The sequence below is a fragment of the Rhodococcus sp. 15-725-2-2b genome, assembly GCF_002259075.1.
GTDB lineage: Bacteria > Actinomycetota > Actinomycetes > Mycobacteriales > Mycobacteriaceae > Rhodococcoides.
The window spans coordinates 522,413-548,598 of record NZ_NPFL01000006.1; the positions used below are offsets into that span (position 1 = coordinate 522,413).

Below are 26,186 nucleotides of genomic sequence, written 5' to 3' on the forward strand. Positions count from 1 at the left end.
GTACCGAACAATCGGAGCACCGCGGCTGTATCGACCGGTTCGGAAACCGCTACGACCGAACCATGTTCGGTGAGTACAGCAGCACAGTCGAGTTCTGCGCGTCCCCAGCTTCCGCCCCGCTGCCACCGAGCTTCAGGTCTCGCGGGTCGCCGGTCGTTCGCGCAAACGCGCGCGCATTCGCCAGGTGCGCACGGATTCGCGTCGAATTGAGGGCGAATCTGCTCGCGGATGACAAACGCGCGCGCGTTTGCGGGAAACCGGGGGCGCGGCGCGCGGCGGGAACTCGGGCGGAGCGGCGGGGTCAGTCGAGGCGGGAGAGCACCACGCGCAGGCCGATGACACTGGCGATGGGGAACAGGGCCGCGACCAGCCACGGGATGGCTGCGCCCCAACCGGTGGCGGGGGATGCGTCGATCACCACGCCGAGTGCGGTCGATCCGATGAGCACTCCGATGCCCCCGAGCGAGGCCATGAAACCGTAGTACGAACCGAGTCGACGTTCGGCGGCCATGCGCGGCACCAGATCTCGCGCTTGGGGCATGGCGATCATCTGCCCCAGCGCGAGCAGCAGCACGAAGAGCGCAGCCGGGATCAGCCCGAGAAGACCTTCCAACTCCAGTGGACTGAACACCGCCACGAGCGCGAACGATGCTGCCATGACGGCGAATCCGATCGGCAGCGTGATTCGCGGTGATACCCCCGCGACGCGTCGAGTGATGGGCAGTTGCGCCGTCACCACGAGAACTGCCGAGATCGCGAAGAACCAGCCCAGCACGGTCTGCGAGCCCCAGGCGCGTTCGACCTCGAGTGGCAACAGCAGGTACAGCTGGTTGTAGGCCACCAACTGCGCGCTCATCGCCACCGCGAACAGCACGAAGGTCCGGTTGCGCACCACGTCGGTCCAACCCGAGAGCCATGGGTCGTCGCGATGTTCGCCGCGCTCACGCGGCAGCCACCGCACGTGAGCGGCGATGACCAGAACGAAGATGGCCGCAGCCACGAGGCACGCGATCCTGAAATCGACGAGCAACAGTACCGATCCGACGAGCGGGCCGGTGAAGGAGCCGATCTGGCTGCACACCGACATCAGCGCGAAGCTCTCGACGCGCGTGGCTCCGCCGTCGCGTTCGCTCTTGCCCGCTTCGATCGCCACTGCGGATTCGACTGCAGGGGAGAACAATGCGGCTGCGAATCCCACCAGCACCGTCGCGATCAACACGGCAGATAGCGAATCGGCGAAGGCGAGACCGACGAATCCCAGCACCCGCAACACACACCCGACGAGAACGACCGGCTTGATACCCCACCGATCGGCGAGGGTGCCACCGACGAAGAACAGTCCCTGCTGCGAGAACGTTCTGATTCCGAGAACCACTCCGACGACCGCGGCACCGAGCCCGAGGTCGCTCGTCAGATGCACCGACAGATACGGCAACACCATGAAAAAGCCGATGTTGAAGGTCATCTGAGTGAGGACGAGCAAGCGGACGGTGGGGGTGGCCCGCCGCAGATCGACCAGAAACGACCACCGCCACCGCGTCGGCGATCCGTCGGTCCTCGTGCTCACGTACTGCGCCCTCCTGCGTCGACTTTCTCGATGACGCTACCGGTCTTGCGCACGCGTCCCGAGGTGGCACCGGCGAGCGAGACTGCGAGAACGGCAAGTGCGATCAACGACGCGAGCGGAGCGGCGGTGACCCACGGTGCCCGCTCGACGGCGGCGACCCCGTCGGACAGTATCAATCCCCAATCCGCAGTGGGGGGTTGCGGACCGAGGCCGAGGAATCCGAGGACCGCGAGAGCAAGAGCGACACCGGGAAGCCGAATCATGGCGTGCCGCAGAACTACCGGAACGACGCTGGGCACGATGGATCCGAACAGGATTCGCGCAGTGCCTGCCCCGAGTGTCGGCAGAATGGAGATGTACGGCCGAGCACGAGTCTCCTCGACCAGAGCGGCAGTGTGCGCGGCGAGCGGAGCCCACGTGACGATGAGAACGGCAACGGCCGCCCCGCCTGCACTCGGACCCCAGATCGCCGCGATGAGAATGCCGGTGACGACGGGCGGTGCCGCATTGGTGACCTCGACCAGACCACGCGAGGCCCGCGGAATCAGTCCCAGCAGCACGCCGACCACCAGGGCCGCGAACGTCACCGCCAGCGAGAGTCCGATGGAGCGCAGTGCGCCGTCGGCGACGCGGGCCAACAGATCTCGACCCGAGGCGTCAGTTCCGAACGGGTGGGCCGGCGATGGAGCCGCGAACTTCTCCCGCGTCGTCGCCTGGCCGTCGCGGGGGAGCCCGGCAAGCACCATGACCAGCAGGACCGACGCCGCAGCGATCGGCACCAGCCACCGTCGCGGCGACGGGTGGAAGACGCCGGACGGGATGGGCATCGCCTTCTCGTGCAGTGCGCTACCGAGCAGCAACCGTCGGGCCAGTTCGGCGGAAATCCCCAGAACGGCACTGACGGCCAGCAGTAACAGGATGTCGATCTGCAGGGCGGGCAGATCCTGCGACTGCGCATCGCCGAGGGTGGTGCGACCCAATCCCGGTATGGCGAATACTTTTTCGACGGCCACAGCCCCGCCGGTCATCGCGACCATGATCAGACCGATCTGCGATGCGAGGCCGGGAAGGGCCCGTCGCAGAACCGCACCGGCGATCTGTGGCCGCGAGAAGCCTGCCACCGTCCACGTGATGACCCACCCCTCGGTGAAGGTGACGGCGATCGCGTCGGCGAGCAGTCGCCCGATCAGCCCGCCCGCAGGCAAACCGAGTGCGAGCGCAGGCAGCACCGCGTACTCGGGACCGTTCCAGCCGTAGGCCGGAAACGACAACCACACCGCACCGAGAACGACGAGTACCGACGCGAGCAGAAACTCCGGCATCGACGTGAGCGCGGCAGCGACGCCGCCCCCGGTCCGTCTCGGCGTACCGCGGAGCCCGGCCCGAACGCTGGGAACGACCACGAGGGCGGCGGCTGCGATCGCAACGACCATAGCGAAACCCATCAGTGTCAGCGACACCAGCAGCGCATCGAGGGCCCCGGGTAGCACCGGTTCACCTGTGTTCCAGGATGTTCCGGGATTGCCCGACGCGATGCCGGTGAGCCAGTCCCAGAACATTCGCAGCGGCCCGGCATCGAGGCCAATGTCGCGGCGAATGGCTGCCAGGGCCTCGGGGGTTGCTTCCTGCTCGGCCGAGCGGGCCCGCAGAAGGCTCAGTGCCGGATCGCGATCGGACAGCCACGGCAGCATTCCGACGAGGAGGACGACACCGGCGACGGCAACCAGCCTCGAGGCGGTTGTTCTCACTGCTTACTCGAAGGCGGTCTGGTTGGTGATGAGCGTGCGTTCCCTCGGATCGCGGGCGACGCCGGTGATGCCTTCGGATTCGCCCTGGATGACGCGTTCGTGCAGCATCGGCACGGCCGCACCCTTCTCCAGGATCAGCTTCTCGGCGTCCAGGATCGCGGCGCGGCGGTCGTCTCCGGGTTCGGTGGCCGAGGCGTCTGCCAACGCCGCGTCGACCTGCGGGTCGCAGAACTGGGAGATGCTGAACGATCCCTCACAAGCGAAGTCGGAGAACATGTATGCCACGGGATCACCGGAATCGAGCACGGTCGCGCGGGAGAGGATGAAGGCATCGAATGCGCCACTGAGCGCGTCGGTTTCGATGAACTGGTATTCGCGCACCACCTGCTCGACGACGAAGCCCTTCGCCTCGAGTTCCTGCTGCAGCAGCACGGCGACCTCGGGAAGTTCGGCACGGTCGGTGAAGGTGGCGAGGGTGATCGTCTTGCCCGTGGCATCACCAGGCGGTGTCTCGGTGCGCGCGGGACGGTCCGTCGCCCACGGCAGCGCCGGGCCGAGCAATCCGTTCGCGGCGTCCGCGCGGCCCTCGTAGACCTGCTCGACCAGACGATCCTTGTCCACCGACTCCCGTGCGGCGGCGCGCATGGCCGGATCGGCGAACACGCCGGACGACGTGTTCAGGTACAGGGTGTTGGTACGCGGCATCGGAACCTCGTGCACCAGCGACGGGTCGATGTTGGCGGCCTGCGACACCGGAATCGCCTCCACCACATCGGCGGTGCCGTTGCGGAGCGCCGCTGCGCGGGCCGTACCGTCGGGCACGAAGTCGACGTCGATGCCGGCGAGCGTCGCGGTCTCACCCCAGTAGTTCTGGTTGCGATCCAGCGTGGCACTGGATGTGCCGTTCACAGCGGTCAACACGAACGGTCCGGTGCCGGTTCCGACGGGGTCGCTGCCGCCTGCGGAGTACGCCGCGGGTGCCAGGATGGCGAGCTGAGGACTCGAGAGTCGTTGCGGCACCAGTGGATCGACGTCCTCGGTGGTCACCTCCACCGAATCGTCGTCGGTGGCGGTCACCGTCAGCTCGACGCCGTCGAGGATGCGCGGCTTCGGCGCGGCGGTGGTGGCAGCGGTCAGTGCGGTGACGACGGCGGCGGAGTCGAGCGGCGCACCGTTGTGGAACCTCACGTCGGGTCGGAGGTCGAAACTCCAGGTGCGCTCGTCGACGCGGTTCCAGGCGGTGGCCAAAGCCGGCTGCGCGTCACCGAGGTCGTCGAGGGTGACCAGGGTTTCGGCGGTGGACCAGCGCGAGAGTTTGAAGGCGTCGTCGCTGAACTGCGAGAGCCCCGAGCGTGGCGGCTGCAGCATCGCAACGCGGGCCCTGTCCGTGATGTCGTCGGAAGGGGCCGAAGAAAAGCAGCCGGTCAGCGTGAGGGTTCCTACCGCTGCCAGGGTGCCGAGGCGGAAGACGTTGGTGGTCAATGGATCTCCTGTGGTGGTGCGAGCCGGGGTACGGCGTCGATCAGGTCTCGGGTGTACGGGTGCTGTGGGTCGGTGAGAATGTCTCGTACACTGCCGGTTTCGACGATCCGGCCGTCGTGCATCACCGATACCTCGCGGCAGAGTCGTGCGACCGCAGACAGGTCGTGGCTCACGATCAGCAGGGCGCTCGGTAGGCCGGCCAACACCGAGAGGACCTGCTCACGCAGGTCGGGGTCCAGTCCGCTGACCGGCTCGTCCGCCAGCAGGTACCGCGGTTCGCATGCCACCGCACGCGCAATGGCGACGCGTTGATTCTGGCCACCGGACAGTTCCGTCGGGCGGCGCTGCAGATAGCGCTGGTCCAGCCCGACGGCGGCGAGTGCGGCACCTGCCTTGGCTCGGTGATCGCCGTCGATGCCGAGCAGTCGCAGCGGTGTGGCCACCAGATCCAGGACACTGCGGCGTGGGTCGAGACTGGTGGCGGGGTCCTGGGGTACGTACTGCACCAATCGGCGAAACCACCGCAGCGATCTCGCGGAACCCGGACGGACGTTGCGCCCCTCCAGTTCCACGGTGCCCGCATCGGGGGAGTCCAGTGCCAGCAGCATGCGCAGCACAGTGGTTTTCCCCGAACCGGATTCGCCGACAACGGCGACGCGACCGGCAGGCGGTAGCGAAAGCGAGACAGAGTCCAGCGCGGTACGAGACGATCCGTGCCGAACGTAGGTGCGCGTGATGTTCGTCGCCGCCAATCCCGCAGTCATCGCGCTACCAGCTGACGAAACGGATCGGCGGCGCGAGCTCGATCGAGCATGCGCACCACGACATCGGACCTGGGACTGTCGAGAATCTCTGCCGTGGAGCCTGATTCGACGATGCGTCCCGAGTCGAGAACCATCAGGTGATCGCACAGCTGTGCGGCGACGGCGATGTCGTGCGTGATCAGCAGCAGCGAGGCCACCTCACGAAGAGCGTCGAGTACCCGCGCCTGGCTGACCACATCGAGGGCCGTCGTCGGTTCGTCCGCGATCACCAGCGGGCTCTCGCGCGCCAATGCGACTGCGATACAGACGCGTTGACGCTGACCACCGGACAGCTCGAGCGGGTGCGCGGCCAGGATGCGTTCGGTGTCGCGCAGACCCACACGCTCGAGCAGCTCGGAGGCGTCGGGCGTGCGGAGTTGCCTGCCGACGGTGACCATCGGGTTCAGTGCGGTGGCCGAATCCTGGAACACCATCGCCGGACGGGCAGTGCGCGGTCGCCGGGGCGTCGAAACCCCGGTGACGTCGTGGCCGTCGACGAGAATGCTGCCGCTGCAGGTGATGCCCGGCGGCAGCGCTCCGACCAACGCCGAAGCGATCATCGACTTTCCCGATCCCGACGCACCCAGAAGGCCGAGGCGTCGACCGGCGGGGATCTCGAAGGACACGTGCCGGACGATGCGCGAGTGTCCGGCGTCGATGCAGAGGTCATCGACGGCGAGCACGGTTTCTCCTGGGCCTGAAGGTGTTTATGAATGCGACAATCGTTGTCGATAGAGGACTGTAGGCGAATCGGGAAGGCGACACAAATTAGGCTGATCCGATGAGCAGGGCGAGGGACGCGCAGCGGGCGGCCGTCTACGACGCCGAGCAACTGGTCCGCACCATGTTCGATCGCGCCGAGGAGCGAGGTCTTCGCATGGTGGAGGTGATGGGTTCACAGATCACGCTGCCGATCGAGCGCAAATTCGCCTCCATCGAGTCGGTGCAGGCGTACGTCGATGCGGTGCTCGGGCTGGATTGGGTCGCCGCCACCTGGCCCGAGGCCGGTCGTGTGATCACCGTCCGGGCCCGTTCGGGTTCGGCTGCGGCGCATTACGAATCGGACACCGCCACCATTGCCGTGCCCCTGCATCGGGGTAACAGGGCCTGGGCGCTGCGGGAGCTGGTGGTGTTGCACGAGCTCGCGCACCATTTCGCCGAGGAGAACGAGCAGCAGCACGGCGGCGCATTCGTCGACCGCTACATCACCCTCGTCGGCGAGATCGTCGGCTCCGAGGCCGGGTTCGTACTGCGCGCGATGATGGCCGAGAGCGGCGTCCGCATCGGCTGATCGCATTCGGGTGCATCATGGGAGACGCAGCCCACACGACGAGGAGATGTACATGGCCGTCAAGATCGGTGTTCAGCTTCAGCCCCAGCACGCTCCCGACTATCAGTTGATCCGCGACGCGGTGTTGCGATCGGAGGATGCGGGTGTCGACATCGTCTTCAACTGGGATCACTTCTATCCGCTGTACGGCGACCTCGACGGCGCGCATTTCGAGTGCTGGACGATGCTCGGTGCCTGGGCCGAGCAGACGTCGAACGTCGAGATCGGTGCGCTCGTCACCGGCGGCGGCTACCGCAATCCGGACCTGTTGGCCGACATGGCGCGCACCGTCGACCACATCAGCGGCGGCCGGCTGATTCTCGGCATCGGCGCTGGGTGGAACGAGAAGGACTACGACAACTTCGGCTACGAATTCGGCACGGCCGGTTCGCGTCTGGCCTTGCTGAAGGAGAGCCTGGCCAGAATCCGACACCGACTCGATGTCGGAAACCCGGCTCCCACCCGCGACATCCCGATTCTCATCGGCGGTGGCGGTGAGAAGAAGACCCTGAAGATGGTCGCCGAGTACGCGCACATCTGGCACAGCTTCGCCGACCTCGAGGCGTTGAAGCGCAAATCCGAGATCCTCGCCGAGCACGGCACCACCGTCGGGCGCGACGTCTCGGGCATCACTCGATCGGTCTCGTGGCCGGGCGCGGACACCGCCCAGGACTTCGTCGACGCCGGAGCCACCCTGTTCACCGTGGGTACCGGAGGCCCCGAATACGACCTCACGGAACTGGGCGAAGCCATCGCGTGGCGGGACGCGCACCGGTAGTCACACGTCACGGCAGTTCGTTGAGCGAAACCCTTGCGCGTCGGCCGTTTGGGTGAGTGGGCCCTGGTCCGCTTAGGGTTTTGTCCATGGTTGCCGTACGCGCTTCACGCGCGCTCGTGGTTCTCGTTCTCGGACTGTTGATGGCCCTCACGCTCGCCGCGTGTGGAACCTCGAACTCCGATGATCAGGCGGCCGCAGGTCCCACCGACCTGTGCGCCCCTCCCGGAGTCGACAGTGCGTCGTCCACGCCGACGAACTTCGACGCTGCCGCAGCGGCCGCGACAGAGGACAGATACACGACGGACAACGTCACCCCGCTGGACCGCGTCGACACGAACGCCCTGGGATTGGCGACGCCGGGAGTGTTGACCGTCGGCACTCTCTCCGACGCCCCGCCGAGCATCTGCCTCGACTCGGCCGGCCAGTACACCGGCTACGACAACGAACTGCTGAAGGCCGTCGCGGACAAGCTCGGGCTGCAGATCAACTTCTCGGGCACCGAGTTCTCGGGCCTGCTCGCCCAGGTTGCGGGCCGCCGCTTCGACGTCGGGTCGTCCTCGATCACGACGACGGACGAGCGACGCAACACCGTCGGATTCACCAACGGATACGACTTCGGCTACTTCTCCCTCGTCGCTCAAACCGGCGGTCCGATCAGCCGCTTCGAGGACCTGAACGCGAGCACCAGGATCGGCGTGGTGCAGGGCACCGTGCAGGACGACTACGTGGTGAACACGCTCGGCCTCGATCCGGTGAAGTTCCCGGACTACAACACCGCCTACGCGAACCTGCGGACCGGTCAGATCGACGCCTGGGTGGCTCCGTCGCAGCAGGCCGAGGGCTTGGTCAAGCCCGAGGACGGCACCGCGATCACACAGAACACGTTCTCGCTGAACAACTTCGTCGGCTGGGCCGTCGCCCGTGACAATCAACCACTGGTCGATGCGCTGAACTCCGGGCTCGACGCGGTGATCGCCGACGGCACCTGGGCCACGCTCTACTCCGACTGGGTTCCTCGCGAGCTGCCCGACGGCTTCAAGCCCGGCAGCAAGGCAGCCCCGGAGCCGGAGCTACCCGACTTCGCCGCCATCGCCGCGCAGAACGACGCGAACGCTCCCGAAGCGGTTGCGGTCCAGCCGAAGTCGACGCTGGCGCAGTTGGGCGACACGTTCTTCGACTGGTCGCTGTACAAGTCCGCCATCCCCGACCTGTTCAAGGTGGGCCTGCCCAACACGCTGATTCTGGCATTGGCGTCGGGCATCATCGGTACGGTCCTGGGCATGTTGCTGGCTCTGGCCGGCCTCTCCCGCACGCGCTGGTTGCGCTGGCCCGCCCGCGTCTACACCGACATCTTCCGCGGACTGCCCGCCGTGGTCATCATTCTGATCATCGGACTGGGAATCGGACCGGTGGTGCAAGGTGTGACCGGCGGCAATCCGTACTGGCTCGGCGCCGCCGCCCTCTCGCTGCTCGCCGCCGCGTACATCGGCGAGATCTTCCGATCCGGCATCCAGAGCGTCGAAGCCGGTCAGATGGAAGCAGCCCGGGCACTCGGATTCAGCCGTCGTCGTTCGATGAACCTGGTGGTCGTCCCGCAGGGTGTCCGACGCGTCCTGCCGGCGCTGATGAACCAGTTCATCTCGCTGATCAAGGACTCGTCGCTGATCTACTTCCTCGGACTGCTCGCCACCCAACGTGAGCTGTTCGCGGTCGGTCGAGATCTCAACGCACAGACCGGAAATCTGTCTCCGCTCGTCGCGGCCGGATTGTTCTACCTGGTGCTGACCGTGCCGCTCACCCATCTCGTGAACTACATCGACAAGCGACTGCGCACCGGCAAGGCCGAGCAGACGCTGGACCCGGTCGAGCAGGCCGTCGTCGTGGAAAGAGGCTGACATGACTTCTGTTTCGCTCGTAGGCAAGGACATCCACCTGTCCTTCGGCACCAACAAGGTGCTGCGCGGGGTGAGCATCGACGTCCCGGCCGGCACGACCACCACGGTCATCGGCCCGTCGGGCTCGGGCAAGTCGACGCTGCTGCGTGCTCTCAATCGACTGCACGAACCCGAACAGGGCGACATTCTGCTCGACGGCAAGTCGGTGCTGAAGGACAACCCCGACCAGTTGCGGCAACGTATCGGCATGGTGTTCCAGCAGTTCAACCTGTTCCCGCACAAGAGCGTTGCCGACAACATCGCGCTCGGCCCGCAGAAGCTGCTCGGCCTGTCCAAGGAGGCCGCTCGCGCGGCCGCGATGGATCAGCTCGAGTTGGTCGGCCTGGCCAACAAGGCGGATTCGCGTCCGGGCAATCTCTCCGGCGGACAGCAGCAGCGCGTCGCCATCGCGCGAGCACTGGCCATGAAGCCGGAGGTGATGTTCTTCGACGAGGCCACCTCCGCTCTCGACCCCGAGTTGGTCAAGGGTGTGCTGGCGCTGATGGCCGATCTCGCGAAGGGCGGCATGACGATGGTGGTGGTGACCCACGAGATGGGCTTCGCGCGATCGGTGTCCAACAGGGTGCTGTTCATGGATCACGGCAGCGCCGTCGAAACCGGAACGCCGGAGCAGTTGTTCGACGATCCGCACACCGACCGACTGAAAGCGTTTCTGTCGCAGGTGCTGTAGCACGTTAGGGCAACCTCGTTGTCCGCGACTTCACCTGAACGTTCCTTTACTTTCGCTTTTGGGTGACAGCGTGCCCACTCATGAAGCCACTACCCTTGTTCGCGGTTCACGACGGAAGCTCCAAGCGATCGGCATTGACGTGCAAGTACAAGTGCGGCGATGCGTGTTTCCACGAGGTTCCCAACACCTCGAAGGGTGAATACTTCGGCGACATCGTCAAGACCGCGATGTCGCGGCGCGGAGTGATCAAGGGCGGTGCGATGGCGGTGCTCGCGGTCGGTGCCGGTAGCGCTCTCGCCGCGTGCTCGACCGACGAGCCCACCGCCACCGGAAGCGCAACCTCCAGCGCGTCGGGTGCCGACACCCCGCCGGTCGACGGCGTGGATTTCGTTGCGGTGGAACCGAACACCGAGGACGCCGTCGTGATACCCGAGGGCCACGAGCAGGCCGTCGTGATCCGCTGGGGCGATCCGGTCGTCGAGGGCGCTCCCGCGTTCGACTTCGACAACCAGACCGCCGCCGCGCAGGCGATGCAGTTCGGCTTCAACAACGACTTCGCCGGCCTGCTTCCGGTGGAGGGCACACCGAACGCGTTCCTGCTGGCGGTCAATCACGAGTACACCACCGAGCCGGCGATGTTCAAGGGCTACGACGCGGAGAAGCCGACGCGCGAGCAGTTCGACATTGCACTCGCCGCACACGGCCTGACGGTGGTTCAGGTTCAGGGCGAGGCTGATTCGGGCAAGCTGACGCCGAGGATGGGCCGATACAACCGTCGCATCACCGGGACGACGGAGTTCGTCGTCACCGGCCCGGCCGCGGGCAGCGACTTCCTCAAGACCAGTGCCGACCCGACGGGTACCCGCGTGCTCGGCACGTTCAACAACTGCTCGGGTGGTCTGACGCCGTGGGGCACAGTGCTCTCCGGTGAGGAGAACTTCAACCAGTACTTCGGCAACGCGGAGTCGGTCACCGAGACCGTCGCCGCCGATCGCCTCGCCCGCTACGGCATCGAGGGCGCCGCCAGCGATCGCAAGTGGGAAACCTTCGACAAGCGCTTCGATCTCGCTCAGGAGCCCAACGAGGCCAACCGATTCGGGTACATCGTCGAGGTAAACCCGTGGGATCCGCAGTCGGCCCCGATCAAGCACACTGCGCTGGGACGCTTCAAGCACGAGGCCGCCACCATCCACGTCACCGACGACGGCACCGTCGTCGCCTACAGCGGTGACGACGAGCGCTTCGACTACATGTACAAGTTCGTCTCGAGCCGCACGATGATGCCCGGCACCGGCGCGGCCGCGATGCGCAACAACCTGACGCTGCTGGACGCGGGCACGCTGTACGTCGCGACCCTCACAGGCGACACTCCCGACGAGATCGACGGCTCCGGCACCCTGCCCGCCAACGGCGAGTTCCGCGGCACCGGAACGTGGATCCCTCTGCTCGAGACCGGCGAGGACGGCCGCGGCACGTCACTCGTCGACGGCATGTCGGCCGAGGAGGTCGCGGTGTTCACCCGCCAGGCGGGCGACAAGGTGGGCGCAACCAAGATGGACCGTCCGGAGGACTTCGAGCCCAACCCGGTGACCGGCAAGGTCTACGTCGCGCTGACCAACAACACCAACCGAGGCACCGAGGGCAAGGCCGCGGCCGACGAGGCCAACCCCCGCAACGCCAACAAGAACGGCCAGGTGCTCGAGCTCGACGACGACCACGCGGGCACGTCGTTCACCTGGAACCTGCTGCTGGTGTGCGGTGACCCGAACGAGGCCGACACGTACTTCGGCGGCTTCGACAAGAGTCAGGTCAGCCCCATCTCGTGCCCCGACAACCTCGCCTTCGACTCGAAGGGCAACCTGTGGGTCTCCACCGACGGCAACGCTCTCGACTCCAACGACGGCCTGTTCGCCGTGGTGCTCGACGGCCCACGTCGTGGTGAGACTCGTCAGTTCCTGACGGTTCCCGCGGGCGGCGAGACCTGTGGTCCCATCGTCTCCGACGAACGGGTCGTGGTGTGCGTGCAGCACCCGGGCGAAAGCGACGACGCCACCGCCGACGCACCGATCTCGCATTGGCCCGACGGCGACGACACCCAGCCGCGGCCCTCCGTCGTCGCAGTGTGGAAGTCGGCGTAGCCGTAGCTGTTTCGCATCGATCGGAACGCGCCCGTGGTCGAAGACAGTCGACTGCGGGCGCTTCGGTTGTGTCAGGCGTCCTCGGGGGCGGCGCTCAGTCGGCAGCCGTATCTGTCATCAGCCGTGCGACGACCCAGGCCATCGCACGGCTGACGGCATCACGCGATTCGCCGGTGTGATCGAGCATGTCGAATCCGTGTTGTCCGTCGGGTACGTCGATGATGTCTAGGTTCGTAGCGTGGGCAGCCTCGACGAAAGCGTTCACCCCCGAGACGAATTCGGGGCGATCGCGGCCCACACGTGTGAGCAGAATCGGCAGTGCTCCCGAATCCGATACGGCGAGAGTGGAATCGAATCGCGGCTCGACCCCCCATTCAGGGAGGGTCTGCAGCACCGGGTATGTCAATGCGAGACAGGTCAACCACGCCGGAGGGTGTTTCAACCAGTCGGCAGCGAGCAGCCCGCTCCCGGAAAAGAACCACAGCGCAACTCGATTGGGATCCACTCCGGGGAGTTGTCGAACCTGGTCGACTCCGATGGCGATCTCATCGGCAGCCGCAGCACACTCGGCCAGCGAGGACATGTGATGTTCGAGTACGACACCGACGACACCTGCTGCCGCAGCGATGGATCCGTATCCCACGAAAACCGGTTGATCTCGGGGTCGCCATTCGACGCCCGGCGGACGCGGACCACCGTGGACGAAGACAACAGCGGGCCGAGGAGCGTCTTCGCCGGGTGCCGTGTCGGGTGCCCGATATACGTCGAACGATTCTCGACGTTCGCGTAGTACGTCGGGCGTTGCGAGTACGAACGGCTGCGGTTCCATTCACTTACCTCCATCGATGGTGCGCTGGAATCGGTCGAGTGCCCAGGCGTCACGCTTCACCTCACGACCCGGGTTGTGCGGCGATTCGCCTCGCTGCCTCCACGACAAAGCGTCGACGTGCCGCCCGTGCCTGCTGGTCGTTGGGTCCAGCACCGGTGATCATTTCGGCGAGCTGCGGGACGGTCTGCCACCAGGCGGCCAGCGCGATCAGCGTGAACACCAAGTGCGCAGGATCGATCTCCGAATCGATGAGGCCGTGTCGCTGGGCGTCGGCGAAACGCGCCACCTTCTCTCGGTAGTGCGTCGTGCGCACCTCCGCGTGAGCCGGCGGGCCAGGCTGGAGACCCTCCCACTGCAGCAGGCGGCCCAGTTCGGGATGAGATGCGTGATAGTCGAACGTCGCTCCGGCGAATTCGCCGATGTCGTCCAAGTCGACCCCTGTGAGTTCGACGCCGGTCGCAAGGCGCTCCAACTCGGTTGCCAGGACGAGGTCCCAGAGAGCCTTCTTGTCGCCGAAGTAGCTGTAGAGCCTCTCCTTGTTGACGCCTGATCGAGTTGCGATGGATGCGACGGTCGTGCCCTCGAACCCGTGAGCTGCGAATTCCACCAGCGCGGCATCGCGGAGTCGACGCCGTGTCCCGTCCGTGTCCCAGGCCATCCGCCGAGATTACCAACTTCTGAGTTGGAATTTCCCCGCGCTCGAGAGGTAGCATTCCAACTACATCGTTGGAGTTGGAGAGTAAACATGAACGTCGTCGACAGTCTTCCCGCAGAAATCCGATCGCCCGCGCCGAACTCGGTGGCTCTGGTGACGGGAGGGAACAGTGGCATCGGTCTCGAGACGGCGCGGCAGCTACTGGCTCTCGGCGTGAACGTATGGATCGGAGCGCGGGATCTCGACAAGGGGCAACGCGCAGCCGCAGAACTGGGCTCGGGCGCGCGCGTCGTGCAGCTCGATGTCACGGACCCGTCTTCGGTCGCCGCAGCCGTGCAGCAGGTCGGCGAACTGGACATACTCGTGAACAACGCCGGGGTGAACCCAGGCAACGACGACGTCGTCGGCACCACGCTCGAGCAGTTGCGTACTGCGTACGAGACCAACATCTTCGGTCTCATCTCCGTCACTCAGGGATTTCTCCCTGCGTTGCACAGGTCCGCGCACCCACGCATCGTCAACGTGTCCAGCGGAGCCGGATCCCTGACCTGGAACAGCAGCCCGAACCCACAGTTCGACTGGGAACGAGTGAAGGGCGGCGGCGTGGCCTACCGAAGCTCGAAGACAGCCGTCAACGCCGTCACGCTGCTGACCGCTCAGACCCTCGGCGAGAAGGTCAAGGTCAACGCCCTGGCACCCGGGCTGCGCCACACCAACCTCGTCGCGGGCATGTCGGCGGGCGGAGACCCGGCCGAGGCGGCTACGGGAGTGGTCCGTCTCGCCCTCCTCGCCGACGACGGCCCCACGGGAGCCCTGTGGTCGTGGGACGGTACGCGCGTGCCCTGGTGACGGAGTGCGCAGCCGTGCAGTTTCAGGAACGTCACCACCGAGCGAGTGCCCGCAGCGATTCCGGTGTGCCCGCGTAGTGATTGATGTCGGTACGTCCGTCGATTCCGGGAATGGTGCCGCGGTCGGTGAACTGCCAGAACAGCCAGTTCGTCCAGCCGCCGGGCAGCGGCCCCAGCTCGTCGTTGTAGTCGGCGATCCACAGCGGATAGTCGGCGAACTCGTGGGTGTCGGCCATCGCCGTCCGCCAGAAGTTCGGATACGTGTAGATGATCGGCTGACGGCCGGTCAGCGTCTGGACGGTATCGAGGTACCGGTGCGTCCAGTCGATGACCTCGGCAGGCGACCTCCCCTTCGCGTCCTCGAGGTCGAGCACCGGCGGCAGATCACCCGGGCCGTTGATGCCCAGCACCAGTGCCGAGTAGTACGCGCCCTGCAACTCGGGTGAGAGCGTCACATCGGCGTAGTGGTACGCCCCGCGCGCCACGTTCGCCGTGCGCATGACGATGGAATCCTCGACGAAGTACGGGTTGACGTAGTCCAGACCCTCGGTGGCCTTGACCATCGCGAATCCGTGGCCCGCCGCCTCGACGGCATGCCAATCGATCGCGGTGCCGTCGATGTGTTGCCACGACGAGACGTCCGGGCCCTGCGGAACGGCCGACGCGATCCCGGGAGCAGCACAGGCGATGACACCGGCCGAGAACAATCCGAACAGAGCACGCGACGTGCGAGAGAAGACCACTCGGGTGAGAGTAGGGGGCCCGGACCTGGGCACTCAATGGTGAACAGTCACTAATGCGATCGGTCCACAGACATGGTTGAGTCCTCGGTAATGAGACGTGGGTAACACTCACGCCGCCGACAGCGACATACCCAGAGTCGGCACGAACAAACCAATGCAAACACGAACTACATCTCTTGGCTCGGAGGCGCACCCATGACTGTCGTGAACGATCTATCGCATCTGGCTCTCACGGATCTCGACCCGTCCGACTATGCGGTGCCGACCATCGCGCCGATCCGAACCACCGGACACCTCGACCCCGTGTTCTGCATCCACCCGCTGGTGGGTCTGGTCGATTGCTACGCAGGCCTGGCACCTCACGTCGACGACGACCGCCCCATCTACGGCGTCCAGGTACCCGCGTCCGGTGAGCGCGCCGAATCCCTCGCAGCACTGGCGGCGCAGTACGCCGACGACATCGTTCGCATCCAGACCGACGGCACCGTCCACCTCCTCGGCATGTCGTTCGGTGGAGTTCTCGCCCACGCCATCGCCGTCGAACTGCAGAACCGGGGCGTCACCGTCGGCGCACTGACGCTGCTGGACAGCGACCCTGTCCGGGCCCGCGCCGAGGGCGCAGATCTGCTCGGAGCCATGGGTGACGAGATCGATCGCAGCCACGTCGAGGAACTGCTCGCCGTCGCGTCGCACAACGACGAACTCGTCCAGCGCCACCTGCCCGGCATCTACTTCGGCAACGTCCTGGCCGTCTCGTCCCTCGGTACCGACTCCGGTTCCGCGTGGCACCCCTTCGTCTGCGGCACCGTCGCCAAGTACCTCGTGCCCGACGCCACCACGTTCGACGTCGTCGGCCCTCTCGTCGACAGCTACCTCGGCTGATCCTTCTCGCTACCCCAGCCAGTCCAGCACGGCCGCCGCCGTCCAGGATTGCTGCATGCTGCCGAGCGGCTTGCCGGTGAACGGCTCGTAGTACTCGGCGAAGCTGCCGTCGCTGGCCTGACGCAACCCTTCGTCTCGCAACGACAGTGACCGCTCCGACCAACCACGACGCGCGAACGCCCACGAGAACAGCCACGTCATCACCGGCCACACCGGCCCGCGCCAGTACTCACGGGCACGGAAATCCTTCGACACCGGGGACGTGGACGGCGGAACGGCATAGCGCAGATCCGGATGTCCGCAGAACCGCGTGCCCTCGAAGATGCGGATCAAGTTTCGTTCCTGTTCGCGGGGCAGTCCGCCGCACAGCAACGGGGCGAACATCGCGATCGTCTCGGTGCCGATCCACTGGCCCGTCCGCAGATCGAAGTCACGGGCCCCACCGGAGCGCGCATCCGTCGTCGCGATGACGCCTTTGCGGAACTTCTCCGCCCACGACCGCAACTCCCGAACATCGGAGTGGGGACGTGAATGGTCCTCGCCGATGGTCGCGAGCACATCGCATGCCACTGCGAAGATGGCGCTGACGAACACGTCCTCGACGGCGAAGCTCATCTTCGTCTTCAATGCATCGTCGTCGTACCCGACCTGCTTCATCTCCTCCACCAGCCAGATGTAGCGGTCGTACTCGAGATTGCTCGGCCGCTGGGAGGCGTCGGAGATCACCGCCTTGTCCTCTCGGAAGTACGGATCCATCTCTCCGGGAACCACATTCGCATAGGCCGAATCCCAACGAGGTGAATTGTCCATCCCCGACTCCCAGCCGTGGAAGACCGCGATCCGTCCGTTGTCGTCGACATCGCGGGCCTGAGCGAGCCAGCGATGCCACCGCACCAGATCACCCCAGCGGCGGTCGAGGAATTCCTCGGCGACGGCACGCGTCGTACGTCCGTGGCGCTTGGAATGATCGAGGATGCGCTGCACCGCGATCGCGTGCACCGGCGGTTGGGTGATCCCCGAGGTCTGCGGGCTCATCGGTGCGTGCGACGCGAGCGTGCCGGTCGCCCACCGCGCAGGACCGGGGAAGTAGCCGTCGACACCGTTGGCGAAGACGATGTGCGGGATCATCCCGTTCTTCCACTGCGCGGAGAGCAAGGTGTCCATCTCCACCACGGCCCGCTCCACGCTCAGCGGAGCCAGCCCGACCGAGACGAACGCCGCATCCCAGCTCCACATGTGCGGATACAGTCGCGGGGCCGCGCTGGTCATGGTGCCCAGGTCGTTGCCCCTGAGCAGATATGCCGCGCGCGCCGCCAACTGCGTGGAAGTGAAACCTCGATCGCCCATGCAGACAGTTTGCGTCCGCGCGCGTGATTCCGCTCGTTTGAAATCGAGGACCGAATATGTCCTCGATTGTTTCTAGTGTGGGTTTCACCAGCCCATCCAGGAGGAAACGATGACCACCGAGAACACCGACATCACCAGAATGCTCGACGAACAGCGCGCGAACTTTCTCATCACCGTGCGCGGCATCAGCGACGAGCAGGCGCGTACCCGCACGACCGCCAGCGAACTCACCCTCGGCGGACTGCTGCATCACGTGATCAGCAACGAACGGCACTGGATGAAGGTGATCGCCGAACTCGACGACACGGCCGAGTTCGACATGGAGTCCGCCGGCGGCGAATACGTCATGGCGGACGACGAGACTGTCGCAGGGCTCATCACCGAGTGGGAAGAGGTGGCGCGCTCCACCACCGATGCCTTGGCGACGTTGGATCTGAATCTGTCCGTCCCGGTCCCGACGGCACCCTGGGCACCCGAACGCATCTGGCAGAGCGCACGATTCACGGTGCTGCACATCCTGCGCGAAATCTCGCAGCATGCAGGGCACGCGGACATCATTCGCGAGGAACTCGACGGAGCGAACACCACCCGGACCTGGGCATCCGAGGCGGGGATGAGCTTCTAGATAGTCTGGCTTCATGACTCGTACTGCGCTGGTGACCGGGGCAAGCCGTGGCCTCGGGGCCCACATCGCCCGATTGCTCGCCCCGGATCACCACGTCCTGCTCGGCGGACGATCGGCCGAGTCTCTCGAGGCCGTCTCGTCGGAACTGTCGGGAGCCACCCCGTGGCCGGTGGAACTGACCGATCCCGACGCGGTGGCCGCAGCCGCGTCGGGCATCGATTCTCTCGACGTGTTGGTGCACAACGCCGGAGTCGCAGCACTGGGGACCGTCGAGGAGTCGACGGCGGAGGACTGGCGGCGACAGTACGAGGTGAACGTCATCGCCGTCGTCGAGCTGACTCGGCTGCTCCTACCGGCGCTGCGGAAGGCCAACGGCCATGTGGTGCTGATCAATTCGGGTGCCGGCATTCGCGCGAACCCGGGGTGGGGCGGCTACGCGGCGAGCAAGTTCGCGTTGCGCGCATTCGGTGATGCACTGCGACAGGAGGAGCCGACGCTTCGTGTGACCTCGGTTCATCCCGGACGTATCGACACCGAGATGCAGCGCGAGATCGTCGCACACGAGGGTGGGGAGTACGACGGCTCGAAATTCCTGCAGCCCAGCACCGTTGCCCTCGCGGTGCGCAACGCCATCGATACCCCCGCCGATGCTCACCCCACGGAGCTGGTGCTGCGCACCAGGTGAGCAGAAGTGCCCTCGGCCGTTGCGCAGGCTCCACTCCGGCCTCGTAGGAGGGGATGGAATCTCCGATCGCGTTCAGAGGTCGTCGAGCGTCACGATGCCGTCCTGCAGTGCCCGGGCGACCAGTGCAGCCTTCGTCGGAGCCGCTCTACCCACGCGGGAGTACTTGTCGCGGATTCGCGTCAGGTGCGTGTTGACGGTTCCCAGTGCGATGTGAAGACGGGCCCCGACGTCGACTTTGGAGTCGCAGTCCAGCCAAGCCTTCAGGACGGTGACCTCACGCTCGGTCAATCCGGGAGATGCGTACACCGGCACCGCCTGCGGCGGTGTCCTCTGCACTCGCACCGGAGGGTGCGTGGAACGTGTCAGGGGCTGCCTGGTGCCGAGTGGTGCCAGAGCTCGCGGCTGTGTGGGGGGTCGATGACCGATCACCACCATGTGTGCCTCCTTGCGATATCGGCCGTCACACGAACTCTCGGCCCGTGTGCATCTGATCACGGCGCGTGAATCCCCTGCAACACAAACCAATTCGACTCAGGTCTCCATCAGAGTGTTCCAACTAACCCCACGTGTAGTTGGTTGTAAACCAAGCGGGCGACACACTCGGATTGCTATGGTTCGAGGTCCAATCCGGAGCTGTGCAGTCTGTAGAGGCGGTAGTCGTTGAACACCAGGCCGACCCCGCGCGAGCAGTTCCTTCGGACCGGCTACCGGCTTCTGGACGAACTCGACACCACCGATCTGGCGCGATCGCTCTCCATCGCGGCCGTCGTGGACGGTGCCGGTCTGTCCCATCAGACCTTCCGCAACGCCTACCCAGGCAACTCACGCAGCGGTGGCTCCGGCGGCAAAGAGGCGTTCGTCGCGGATCTGCTGGACAACCTCACCGTGAATTACAGCGGAACCGTCCCACCCACCGACCCGCCGACGGGATGGCGCGACGCGGCTGCGCCGGTGTCGGCCCTGTTCGACGACCTGACGTCGGGATTGATGCGGCGCCGACTCATCGCCGTCCTGTTCGCAGCCGACCACGACGGAGCCCGCAAGGCAGTCACCCCGGAATTCGAACGGCTCGATGCAGACCTCCGCACAGTGGTGGGTCAGGCGATCCAGGCCCAGGGTGGGTCCGTGCGTCGGCCGTTGTCCTTGACGTCCCTGTCCACTGCCCTGGGCGCACTCCTCGACGGCTACGCGCTCCGTGAGATGCTCACGCCCGGTTCGGTTGCCACGGGCGAGGTATCCGACGCAGTCACCTCGATCCTGCGGTGGGCCATCGACCCGGTGCACTCCGATCGGAATGCACCCGAACCCGACCCCGTCGATGCGCTCGAGGGGGCCGCTTCCCTTCGCCCGGATCTGGAGGCCGACGTCATCGCGGCTACGGAAAAGCTCTTCCTCGACAACGGCTACTTCCTGGTCACGCTCGCCGACATCGCCGCAGCGGCGAAGATCCGGGTCGAGGATCTTCGCCGCCTGTTTCCCAGCAAGGTCGACATCATCGTCGCCGCACTGAAACCCGAGTTCGATCGCGTCCTACGGTTGCGCCGCGCCGACGAACGCCTCGGAATCGAGCCCGCAGTCGCACTGCAACGGACCCTGATCTCGCTGGGGAACTTCGTGATCGACAACCGGGCGATGAGCTCGGGGATGCTCCTCGCCCTGAGCTTCGAGCAGTTCCAGCATCCGAGCACGATCACGACCGTGATCGAGAACCTCTACCTCCCCGCTGCCGTCGTCCCCATCCTCGAACGCGGACGCGAAACCGGTGTGTTCAGCGACGAGGCACCCGCACCCGAGGTGGCGATCATGCTGACCAACAACGTTCTCTTCCGATGCCTGACGCGTCCCACCGAAACGGCGTCGGACGTCGTCGCCGGTGTGCTGCGAGTACTGATGCCGGGTGTCTCGACCAGGACGCCCTGACATCACCCGACCCGAGGGTGCGTCCAGGTCTGGAACTCGGTCTGCGAAAGTCCTACGGTTGTGTCATGGCACTGTCGAAGGCAGAACGCGAAGAATTTCTGGCCGAGTCTCACGTCGCCGCGCTGTCCGTCTCCGCGGGCCCGGATCGTGGTCCGCTCACCGTCCCCATCTGGTACGACTACACACCTGGTGGCCAGGCCTGGGTTCTCACCGGAAAGACGTCCAGGAAAGCCGAATCGATCAGGGCTGCACAGCGTTTCACGCTCATGATCGAGCAGACGAATCCGACCATCAAATACGTGTCAGTCGAGGGACCGGTTGCGCGGGAAGAGCCGAGTACGCCGGAGCTACTACGCGCCATGGCTGCGCGCTACCTACCGCCGGAGAAGGTCGACGGCTATCTCGAAATGGCCGACAGCGAGCACGAAGAGAACGTGGTGTTCTACCTGCAGCCGGAGCACTGGCTGTCGGCCGATCTGGGCGCGATCTGAGGTAGCGCGCCGGTAGCGCCTTCCCGAATCAGGTGGTCGGTGTCAGGGCGTTGCCGGGCGGGACGGTCGCACAGTTGCTGCGCGTCGGCCCACCGGCGAATCGCTCGGTCAGGAACTGCAGGCTCTGCGCCTCGAACACCGGGAACGCATCACTGTGCGTCAGGCCGTCGTACTGTGCGTACTGCACATCGACGCCCCGCCCGCAGTATGCGTACGCCAGCCCCTGCACGTCGCCGGTGATCATGATCGTGTCGCCGATCGGATCGGCGTGCCCGACAGCGAGGAACATCGGCGTTCGCGGAGTGCCCTGACTGCCCATGATGTTGTCGTCGATCGCCGCCACGACCTCGGGTACGTCCAGCAGTGAGGTGTACGGGGCCTTGACCATCGACGCGTCGGTGAGCGTCGGATAGTCGTCGGCGAACTGCGCGATGCACTCCTGATCGACCTGATCGATGACATCGAGGCCGTAGTCGGAGATGAAACTGTTCAGGTCGAGGCCGTATGCACGTTCGTAGGCGACGACCAGTGCCGGGATGACACCCGCCCACTGCTTGTTTCCGCTGACGTACGGCAGGTTGTGAGCCAGGTCGACGGGCAGCCCGCCGGCCGCCGCACCGACGAGGTTCAGCTCGGGGGCGTACTCGGGAGCGATTTCGGCACCCCACTGCGTCGGCACGGATCCACCGGAGTACCCGACCATGCCGACGGGCGTGCTCGACGGAAGCCCCAGAAAGGACTGGGCCGCACGAACGCCGTCCAGCGCTGCGTAGCCCGACTGCCGCCCGATCGTCCACTCGAGCTCCTCACCCTCGTAATCCGGTACGACGACGGTGTAGCCGGCTGCGAGGTAGCCGGCAATGACCGCCTGTTCCGCGCCGGCAATGGGACTCGTCGACCCGCCGCTGAGCGTGTACGAGGGATTGCACTGAGAGCCGAGCGCGTCGTAGGCCATGTGGTACGAGACGATCCGCGTCGGCCCGGGAACCAAGGGCCGCAGCACAGTTGCGACCGTGACGACGCCGTCACCTTGCTGGTCGGTGGTTCGGTACAGAACCTGGCTACCCGTGATCGGCGTCGGCTGGCTGGGGGTACGGAACGTCATGGGCCTCGACCGAAGCACCGTTCCCGGGGAGACGTCCAGGCCGCCGTCCCACTCGTAGAACGGATCGTCGGCGGGAATCGGTGAGCCCGGCCCCGGATCTGCTTGTGCCACAGGGACACTGACGAATGATGCGGAACCGAGGAGTAGAACGACCGAGGCCATCAGCCTCATTGCAAAGCTTCTACCAGCCAGTGACATGGAACAATTAAACCCCCGCGAACTCGAAGTCATGGACGGAAATCGCCAGATTTTCATCCATGACTTCGAGTTCGGCGGAGGCTGGGTTACTTCAGGACGATGTTCACCATTCGACCCGGGATCACGATGATCTTGGTCGGGGCCTTGCCGTCGAGCAGGGCCACGATCTTCTCGTCGGCCAGCGCAGTCTTCTCGACGTCGTCCTTCGTCGCATCTGCGGGGACGGTGATGCGGCTGCGGACCTTGCCGTTGACCTGGATGGGGTAGTCGACGGTGTCGGCGACGAGCCACTTCTTCTCCACGCGCGGGAAAGGCCCGTGCGCCAACGACTTCTCGTGACCGAGCTTGCTCCACAGTTCCTCGGACAGGTGCGGTGCCAGCGGGGCGAGCATCAGGATCAGCGGCTCGACGACCCCGCGCGGCGCACCGTCAGGGTACGCCTTGGTGATGTGGTTGGTCAGCTCGATCAGCTTGGCGCCGGCCGTATTGTCGCGCAGCGCAGCGTAATCCGCGTGTACACCGTCGATCACGCGGTTGAGTACCCGCAACGTGTCTTCGGTGGGCTTGGCGTCGGTGACGCGGACCTCGCCGGTCACCTCGTCGAGCACCAGTCGCCACACTCGCTGGAGGAAGCGCTGCGCGCCGACGACATCCTTGGTCGCCCACGGCCGCGAGGTGTCCAGCGGTCCCATCGACATCTCGTAGAAGCGCAGGGTGTCGGCACCGTACTCGGCGAAGATCTCGTCGGGGGAGACCGAGTTCTTCAGCGACTTACCCATCTTTCCGTATTCACGGTTGACGGGCTGGTCCTGGTGGAAGTAGCCACCGTCGCGCTCGATCACCTCGGCCGCGGGCACGTAGACGCCGCGAGCGTCGGTGAAAGCGTAGGCCTGGATGTAGCCCTGGTTGTAGAGGCGACGGTACGGCTCGCTCGAGCTGACGTGGCCCAGATCGAACAGCACCTTGTGCCAGAAGCGCGAGTACAGCAGGTGCAGCACCGCATGCTCGACGCCACCGACGTAGAGATCGACTCCGCCGGGATCGTGGGGTCCGTGGATCTCCGGACGCGGTCCGACCCAGTACTTCTCGTTCTCCGGGTCCGCGAAGGCCTCGGAGTTGGTGGGGTCGATGTAGCGCAGCTGGTACCAGGAGCTACCGGCCCACTGCGGCATCACGTTGGTGTCGCGGGTGTAGGTCTGCAGCCCGTCGCCCAGATCGAGTTCGACGTTGACCCACTCGGAGGCCTTGGCCAGCGGCGGAGACGGCTCGGAGCCCGCGTCGTCGGGATCGAACGAGACGGGTGCGTAGTTCTCGACCTCCGGAAGTTCCACCGGCAGAGCAGAATCCGGCAGCCCGTGCGGGTTCCCCTCGGCGTCCCAGACGATCGGGAAGGGCTCGCCCCAGTAACGCTGACGAGCGAACAGCCAGTCGCGCAGCTTGTACTGAATGGTGCCGCGGCCGGTGCCGTCGGCTTCCAGTCGCGCGATGACGGCGGCCTTGGCCTCGTCCACCGGCAGGCCGTCGAGGAAGTCGGAGTTCACCAACTCACCGTCGCCGACGTATGCCGCCTCGGTGACGTCTCCGCCCGAGATGACCTCGCGCACAGGCAGACCGAACGCGGTCGCGAACTCCCAGTCGCGTGCGTCGTGTCCGGGGACGGCCATGATCGCGCCGGTGCCGTAGCCGGTCAGCACGTAGTCGGCGATGAACACCGGCACCTGCTCACCGTTGACCGGGTTCTTCACGTAGGCACCGATGAAGACGCCGGTCTTCTCCTTGTTCTCCTGCCGCTCCAGATCCGACTTGGCGGCGATCGAACCGCGATATGCCGCAACGGCTTCCGCGGGGGTTGCGGCTCCGCCGGTCCACTTCTCGGAGACGTCCGCCGGCCACTGTTCGGCCACCATGCCGTCGACCAGCTCGTGCTCGGGGGCGAGCACCACGTAGGTGGCACCGAACAGCGTGTCCGGACGAGTGGTGAACACCTCGATGTTCGAGAAGGAGACCTGCGCACCGCGGGAGCGCCCGATCCAGTTGCGCTGCATGGTCTTGACCTTCTCGGGCCAATCCAGGTACTCGAGATCGTCGACCAAGCGGTCCGAGTACGCGGTGATCCGCATCATCCACTGCCGCAGGTTCTTTCGGAACACCGGGAAGTTTCCACGATCGCTGCGTCCGTCAGCGGTGACCTCCTCGTTGGCGAGCACCGTACCCAGACCGGGGCACCAGTTGACCATCGAGTTGGACTCGTACACCAGACGGAAACCGTCGATCACCTCGCGGCGTTCACCGACGGTCAGCGACTCCCAGGAGCGGCCGTCGTCGAGGGTCCGCTCGCCCGAGGCGAAGGCCGCCTCCAGCTCGGAGATCGGACGCGCCTTGTTCTGATCGACGTCGAACCAGGCATTGAAGATCTGCAGGAAGATCCACTGCGTCCAGTGGTAGAAGTCGACGTCCGTCGTCGCCAGGGACCGCCGGCGATCGTGCCCGAGACCCAGCCGACGCAGTTGGCGTCGCATGTTGGTGATGTTGTCCTCGGTGGTGCTGCGCGGGTGCGTGCCCGTCTGCACGGCGTACTGCTCGGCCGGCAGACCGAATGCGTCGTAACCCAGCGCGTGCAGCACGTTGCGGCCCTGCATGCGGTGATAGCGCGCGAAGACGTCGGTGGCGATGTAGCCGAGGGGGTGACCGACATGCAGCCCACTGCCCGAGGGGTACGGGAACATGTCCTGGACGAAGAGTTTGTCCTTCGGGACGTCTCCGGCGAGGCTTCCGACCGGATTGGGCGCGTCGAAAGTGCCCTGCGTCTCCCACAGGTCCTGCCACTGCTCCTCGATGTGCCCGGCGAGTTCGGCCGTGTAGCGGTACTCGGGGGCGGACTCGGTGGGTGCTTCAACGGAATCGGTCACACCTACCAGCCTAAAGTGTGACGCGGCCCGCCTGGTACCAGGACCTTGCTGCGCCGTATCCTGGCCAGGTGGTCATCGTCTCGGTTGTGTTGTTCGTGCTCGCCCTCGTCGTCGGCGCTGTCGCTGTCGCGTCACTGCTGGGCCGGCTGCCACGCAACCGTTTCGCGGGTGTCCGCACCGCCGAGGCCATGCGTGACGACGAGACGTTCACCCTCGCCAACCGCGTCGCAGGCCCCACCACCGCCGCATCGGCTCTGGTACTGGCCATCGGCGCCGTGGCCGCTCTCGCACTGAGCGGTATCGCCGCTGTCGTCGGCGTCGTCGTTGCCCTCGTGGCCGCGCTGTTCATCGCCGCAGCCGGCGGGACCATCGGGGCCCGCGCAGCAGCGGCCGTTCCGCCACCCGCCGAGGCGGACGGATGCGGAAGCTCGTGCATCTCGTGCAGCCTCAAGGACGCCTGCCAGCCGAGCTGAGCCGA

Annotated in this window: 24 protein-coding genes; 12 read left to right on the top strand and 12 right to left on the bottom strand. The window is 65.8% G+C overall.

The window, feature by feature from the left end; translation table 11 throughout:
• Nucleotides 1-301: 301 nt before the first annotated feature.
• From CH306_RS08290 to CH306_RS08310, 5 genes are read right to left on the bottom strand one after another with little or no spacing between them, the layout of a single operon-like run.
• Nucleotides 302-1,567, bottom strand: coding sequence for an MDR family MFS transporter (locus tag CH306_RS08290; protein ID WP_094646229.1), 1,266 nt, complete (start codon nt 1,565-1,567; stop codon nt 302-304).
• The gene (locus CH306_RS08295; RefSeq protein ID WP_218829670.1) at nt 1,564-3,315 is read right to left on the bottom strand and encodes an ABC transporter permease subunit; all 1,752 of its coding nucleotides are present in this window, start codon (nt 3,313-3,315) and stop codon (nt 1,564-1,566) included. Before CH306_RS08295 ends, CH306_RS08290 begins: the two co-directional genes overlap by 4 nt.
• A gap of 3 nt (nt 3,316-3,318) precedes the next feature.
• Nucleotides 3,319-4,797, bottom strand: coding sequence for an ABC transporter substrate-binding protein (locus CH306_RS08300; RefSeq protein WP_256981098.1), 1,479 nt, complete (start codon nt 4,795-4,797; stop codon nt 3,319-3,321).
• Complete coding sequence (locus CH306_RS08305; RefSeq protein ID WP_094646230.1) at nt 4,794-5,561, bottom strand: ABC transporter ATP-binding protein; 768 nt, start codon at nt 5,559-5,561, stop codon at nt 4,794-4,796. The genes CH306_RS08300 and CH306_RS08305 overlap by 4 nt, the downstream gene beginning before the upstream one ends.
• Nucleotides 5,558-6,283: an ATP-binding cassette domain-containing protein gene (locus CH306_RS08310; RefSeq protein ID WP_094646231.1), complete on the bottom strand. Its 726-nt coding sequence runs from the start codon at nt 6,281-6,283 to the stop codon at nt 5,558-5,560. The genes CH306_RS08305 and CH306_RS08310 overlap by 4 nt, the downstream gene beginning before the upstream one ends.
• Nucleotides 6,284-6,381: 98 nt before the next feature.
• Between CH306_RS08310 and CH306_RS08315 the strand changes: the two genes are divergently transcribed.
• From CH306_RS08315 to CH306_RS08335, 5 genes are all read left to right on the top strand, one after another.
• A complete protein-coding gene (locus tag CH306_RS08315; RefSeq protein ID WP_045197719.1) occupies nt 6,382-6,891 on the top strand; it encodes a TIGR04338 family metallohydrolase in 510 nt (169 codons plus the stop codon).
• Between the two features lie 46 nt (nt 6,892-6,937).
• On the top strand, nt 6,938-7,708 hold the full coding sequence (locus CH306_RS08320; protein ID WP_179272808.1) for an LLM class F420-dependent oxidoreductase: 771 nt from the start codon (nt 6,938-6,940) through the stop codon (nt 7,706-7,708).
• An 86-nt stretch (nt 7,709-7,794) separates the two neighbouring features.
• A complete protein-coding gene (locus CH306_RS08325; RefSeq protein ID WP_094646232.1) occupies nt 7,795-9,603 on the top strand; it encodes an ABC transporter substrate-binding protein/permease in 1,809 nt (602 codons plus the stop codon).
• Nucleotide 9,604: 1 nt separating this feature from the next.
• Nucleotides 9,605-10,333 (top strand): amino acid ABC transporter ATP-binding protein, encoded by a 729-nt coding sequence (locus tag CH306_RS08330; protein WP_045197723.1) that lies wholly within the window; start codon nt 9,605-9,607, stop codon nt 10,331-10,333.
• An 80-nt stretch (nt 10,334-10,413) separates the two neighbouring features.
• Nucleotides 10,414-12,471, top strand: coding sequence for a PhoX family protein (locus CH306_RS08335; RefSeq protein WP_094646233.1), 2,058 nt, complete (start codon nt 10,414-10,416; stop codon nt 12,469-12,471).
• A 94-nt stretch (nt 12,472-12,565) separates the two neighbouring features.
• Here the strand turns inward: CH306_RS08335 and CH306_RS08340 are convergent, their stop codons facing one another.
• Nucleotides 12,566-13,300, bottom strand: a complete 735-nt coding sequence (locus CH306_RS08340; protein ID WP_094646234.1) for an alpha/beta hydrolase family protein — start codon at nt 13,298-13,300, stop codon at nt 12,566-12,568.
• Between the two features lie 61 nt (nt 13,301-13,361).
• Nucleotides 13,362-13,958, bottom strand: a complete 597-nt coding sequence (locus tag CH306_RS08345) for a TetR family transcriptional regulator (RefSeq protein ID WP_068047591.1) — start codon at nt 13,956-13,958, stop codon at nt 13,362-13,364.
• 87 nt (nt 13,959-14,045) lie between these two features.
• Between CH306_RS08345 and CH306_RS08350 the strand changes: the two genes are divergently transcribed.
• Nucleotides 14,046-14,804 carry an SDR family NAD(P)-dependent oxidoreductase gene (locus CH306_RS08350; RefSeq protein ID WP_094646235.1) on the top strand — a complete coding sequence of 253 codons (759 nt, stop codon included), beginning with the start codon at nt 14,046-14,048 and terminating at the stop codon, nt 14,802-14,804.
• A 31-nt stretch (nt 14,805-14,835) separates the two neighbouring features.
• Here CH306_RS08350 and CH306_RS08355 read toward each other — a convergent pair whose 3' ends face one another.
• Nucleotides 14,836-15,546 carry a glycoside hydrolase family 25 protein gene (locus CH306_RS08355; protein ID WP_094646236.1) on the bottom strand — a complete coding sequence of 237 codons (711 nt, stop codon included), beginning with the start codon at nt 15,544-15,546 and terminating at the stop codon, nt 14,836-14,838.
• A gap of 195 nt (nt 15,547-15,741) precedes the next feature.
• Between CH306_RS08355 and CH306_RS08360 the strand changes: the two genes are divergently transcribed.
• Nucleotides 15,742-16,428: a thioesterase domain-containing protein gene (locus CH306_RS08360; RefSeq protein ID WP_094646237.1), complete on the top strand. Its 687-nt coding sequence runs from the start codon at nt 15,742-15,744 to the stop codon at nt 16,426-16,428.
• Between the two features lie 9 nt (nt 16,429-16,437).
• Here CH306_RS08360 and ggh read toward each other — a convergent pair whose 3' ends face one another.
• On the bottom strand, nt 16,438-17,775 hold the full coding sequence (ggh, locus tag CH306_RS08365; RefSeq protein WP_032396956.1) for a glucosylglycerate hydrolase: 1,338 nt from the start codon (nt 17,773-17,775) through the stop codon (nt 16,438-16,440).
• Between the two features lie 109 nt (nt 17,776-17,884).
• On the opposite strand from ggh, the gene CH306_RS08370 reads away from it, so the two are divergent.
• Together CH306_RS08370 and CH306_RS08375 are read left to right on the top strand one after the other, a co-directional pair.
• The gene (locus CH306_RS08370; protein WP_032396957.1) at nt 17,885-18,400 is read left to right on the top strand and encodes a DinB family protein; all 516 of its coding nucleotides are present in this window, start codon (nt 17,885-17,887) and stop codon (nt 18,398-18,400) included.
• A gap of 13 nt (nt 18,401-18,413) precedes the next feature.
• On the top strand, nt 18,414-19,085 hold the full coding sequence (locus tag CH306_RS08375) for an SDR family oxidoreductase (RefSeq protein WP_094646238.1): 672 nt from the start codon (nt 18,414-18,416) through the stop codon (nt 19,083-19,085).
• 72 nt (nt 19,086-19,157) lie between these two features.
• Here CH306_RS08375 and CH306_RS08380 read toward each other — a convergent pair whose 3' ends face one another.
• Nucleotides 19,158-19,520: a LuxR C-terminal-related transcriptional regulator gene (locus CH306_RS08380; RefSeq protein WP_082322619.1), complete on the bottom strand. Its 363-nt coding sequence runs from the start codon at nt 19,518-19,520 to the stop codon at nt 19,158-19,160.
• A gap of 225 nt (nt 19,521-19,745) precedes the next feature.
• On the opposite strand from CH306_RS08380, the gene CH306_RS08385 reads away from it, so the two are divergent.
• Together CH306_RS08385 and CH306_RS08390 are read left to right on the top strand one after the other, a co-directional pair.
• Nucleotides 19,746-21,005: a TetR/AcrR family transcriptional regulator gene (locus CH306_RS08385; RefSeq protein ID WP_094646239.1), complete on the top strand. Its 1,260-nt coding sequence runs from the start codon at nt 19,746-19,748 to the stop codon at nt 21,003-21,005.
• Between the two features lie 65 nt (nt 21,006-21,070).
• Entirely contained in the window at nt 21,071-21,496 is a 426-nt protein-coding gene (locus tag CH306_RS08390) for a pyridoxamine 5'-phosphate oxidase family protein (protein WP_045200650.1), read from the top strand.
• Between the two features lie 28 nt (nt 21,497-21,524).
• Here the strand turns inward: CH306_RS08390 and CH306_RS08395 are convergent, their stop codons facing one another.
• Both CH306_RS08395 and leuS read right to left on the bottom strand, forming a co-directional pair.
• Nucleotides 21,525-22,763, bottom strand: a complete 1,239-nt coding sequence (locus tag CH306_RS08395) for a lipase family protein (RefSeq protein WP_179273135.1) — start codon at nt 22,761-22,763, stop codon at nt 21,525-21,527.
• 122 nt (nt 22,764-22,885) lie between these two features.
• Complete coding sequence (gene leuS / locus CH306_RS08400) at nt 22,886-25,708, bottom strand: leucine--tRNA ligase (RefSeq protein WP_094646241.1); 2,823 nt, start codon at nt 25,706-25,708, stop codon at nt 22,886-22,888.
• Nucleotides 25,709-25,776: 68 nt separating this feature from the next.
• Between leuS and CH306_RS08405 the strand changes: the two genes are divergently transcribed.
• The gene (locus tag CH306_RS08405) at nt 25,777-26,181 is read left to right on the top strand and encodes an SdpI family protein (RefSeq protein WP_032397343.1); all 405 of its coding nucleotides are present in this window, start codon (nt 25,777-25,779) and stop codon (nt 26,179-26,181) included.
• The last annotated feature ends 5 nt before the right edge of the window (nt 26,182-26,186 follow it).

Bases quoted from the DNA above. Each gene is read 5' to 3' on its own strand.
- CH306_RS08305 (WP_094646230.1), bottom strand. From the start codon at position 5,561: ATGACTGCGGGATTGGCGGCGACGAACATCACGCGCACCTACGTTCGG.
- CH306_RS08315 (WP_045197719.1), top strand. From the start codon at position 6,382: ATGAGCAGGGCGAGGGACGCGCAGCGGGCGGCCGTCTACGACGCCGAG.
- CH306_RS08320 (WP_179272808.1), top strand. From the start codon at position 6,938: ATGTACATGGCCGTCAAGATCGGTGTTCAGCTTCAGCCCCAGCACGCT.
- CH306_RS08325 (WP_094646232.1), top strand. From the start codon at position 7,795: ATGGTTGCCGTACGCGCTTCACGCGCGCTCGTGGTTCTCGTTCTCGGA.
- CH306_RS08330 (WP_045197723.1), top strand. From the start codon at position 9,605: ATGACTTCTGTTTCGCTCGTAGGCAAGGACATCCACCTGTCCTTCGGC.
- CH306_RS08335 (WP_094646233.1), top strand. From the start codon at position 10,414: ATGAAGCCACTACCCTTGTTCGCGGTTCACGACGGAAGCTCCAAGCGA.
- CH306_RS08340 (WP_094646234.1), bottom strand. From the start codon at position 13,300: ATGGAACCGCAGCCGTTCGTACTCGCAACGCCCGACGTACTACGCGAA.
- CH306_RS08345 (WP_068047591.1), bottom strand. From the start codon at position 13,958: ATGGCCTGGGACACGGACGGGACACGGCGTCGACTCCGCGATGCCGCG.
- CH306_RS08350 (WP_094646235.1), top strand. From the start codon at position 14,046: ATGAACGTCGTCGACAGTCTTCCCGCAGAAATCCGATCGCCCGCGCCG.
- CH306_RS08360 (WP_094646237.1), top strand. From the start codon at position 15,742: ATGACTGTCGTGAACGATCTATCGCATCTGGCTCTCACGGATCTCGAC.
- ggh (WP_032396956.1), bottom strand. From the start codon at position 17,775: ATGGGCGATCGAGGTTTCACTTCCACGCAGTTGGCGGCGCGCGCGGCA.
- CH306_RS08370 (WP_032396957.1), top strand. From the start codon at position 17,885: ATGACCACCGAGAACACCGACATCACCAGAATGCTCGACGAACAGCGC.
- CH306_RS08375 (WP_094646238.1), top strand. From the start codon at position 18,414: ATGACTCGTACTGCGCTGGTGACCGGGGCAAGCCGTGGCCTCGGGGCC.
- CH306_RS08380 (WP_082322619.1), bottom strand. From the start codon at position 19,520: ATGGTGGTGATCGGTCATCGACCCCCCACACAGCCGCGAGCTCTGGCA.
- CH306_RS08390 (WP_045200650.1), top strand. From the start codon at position 21,071: ATGGCACTGTCGAAGGCAGAACGCGAAGAATTTCTGGCCGAGTCTCAC.
- CH306_RS08395 (WP_179273135.1), bottom strand. From the start codon at position 22,763: ATGGCCTCGGTCGTTCTACTCCTCGGTTCCGCATCATTCGTCAGTGTC.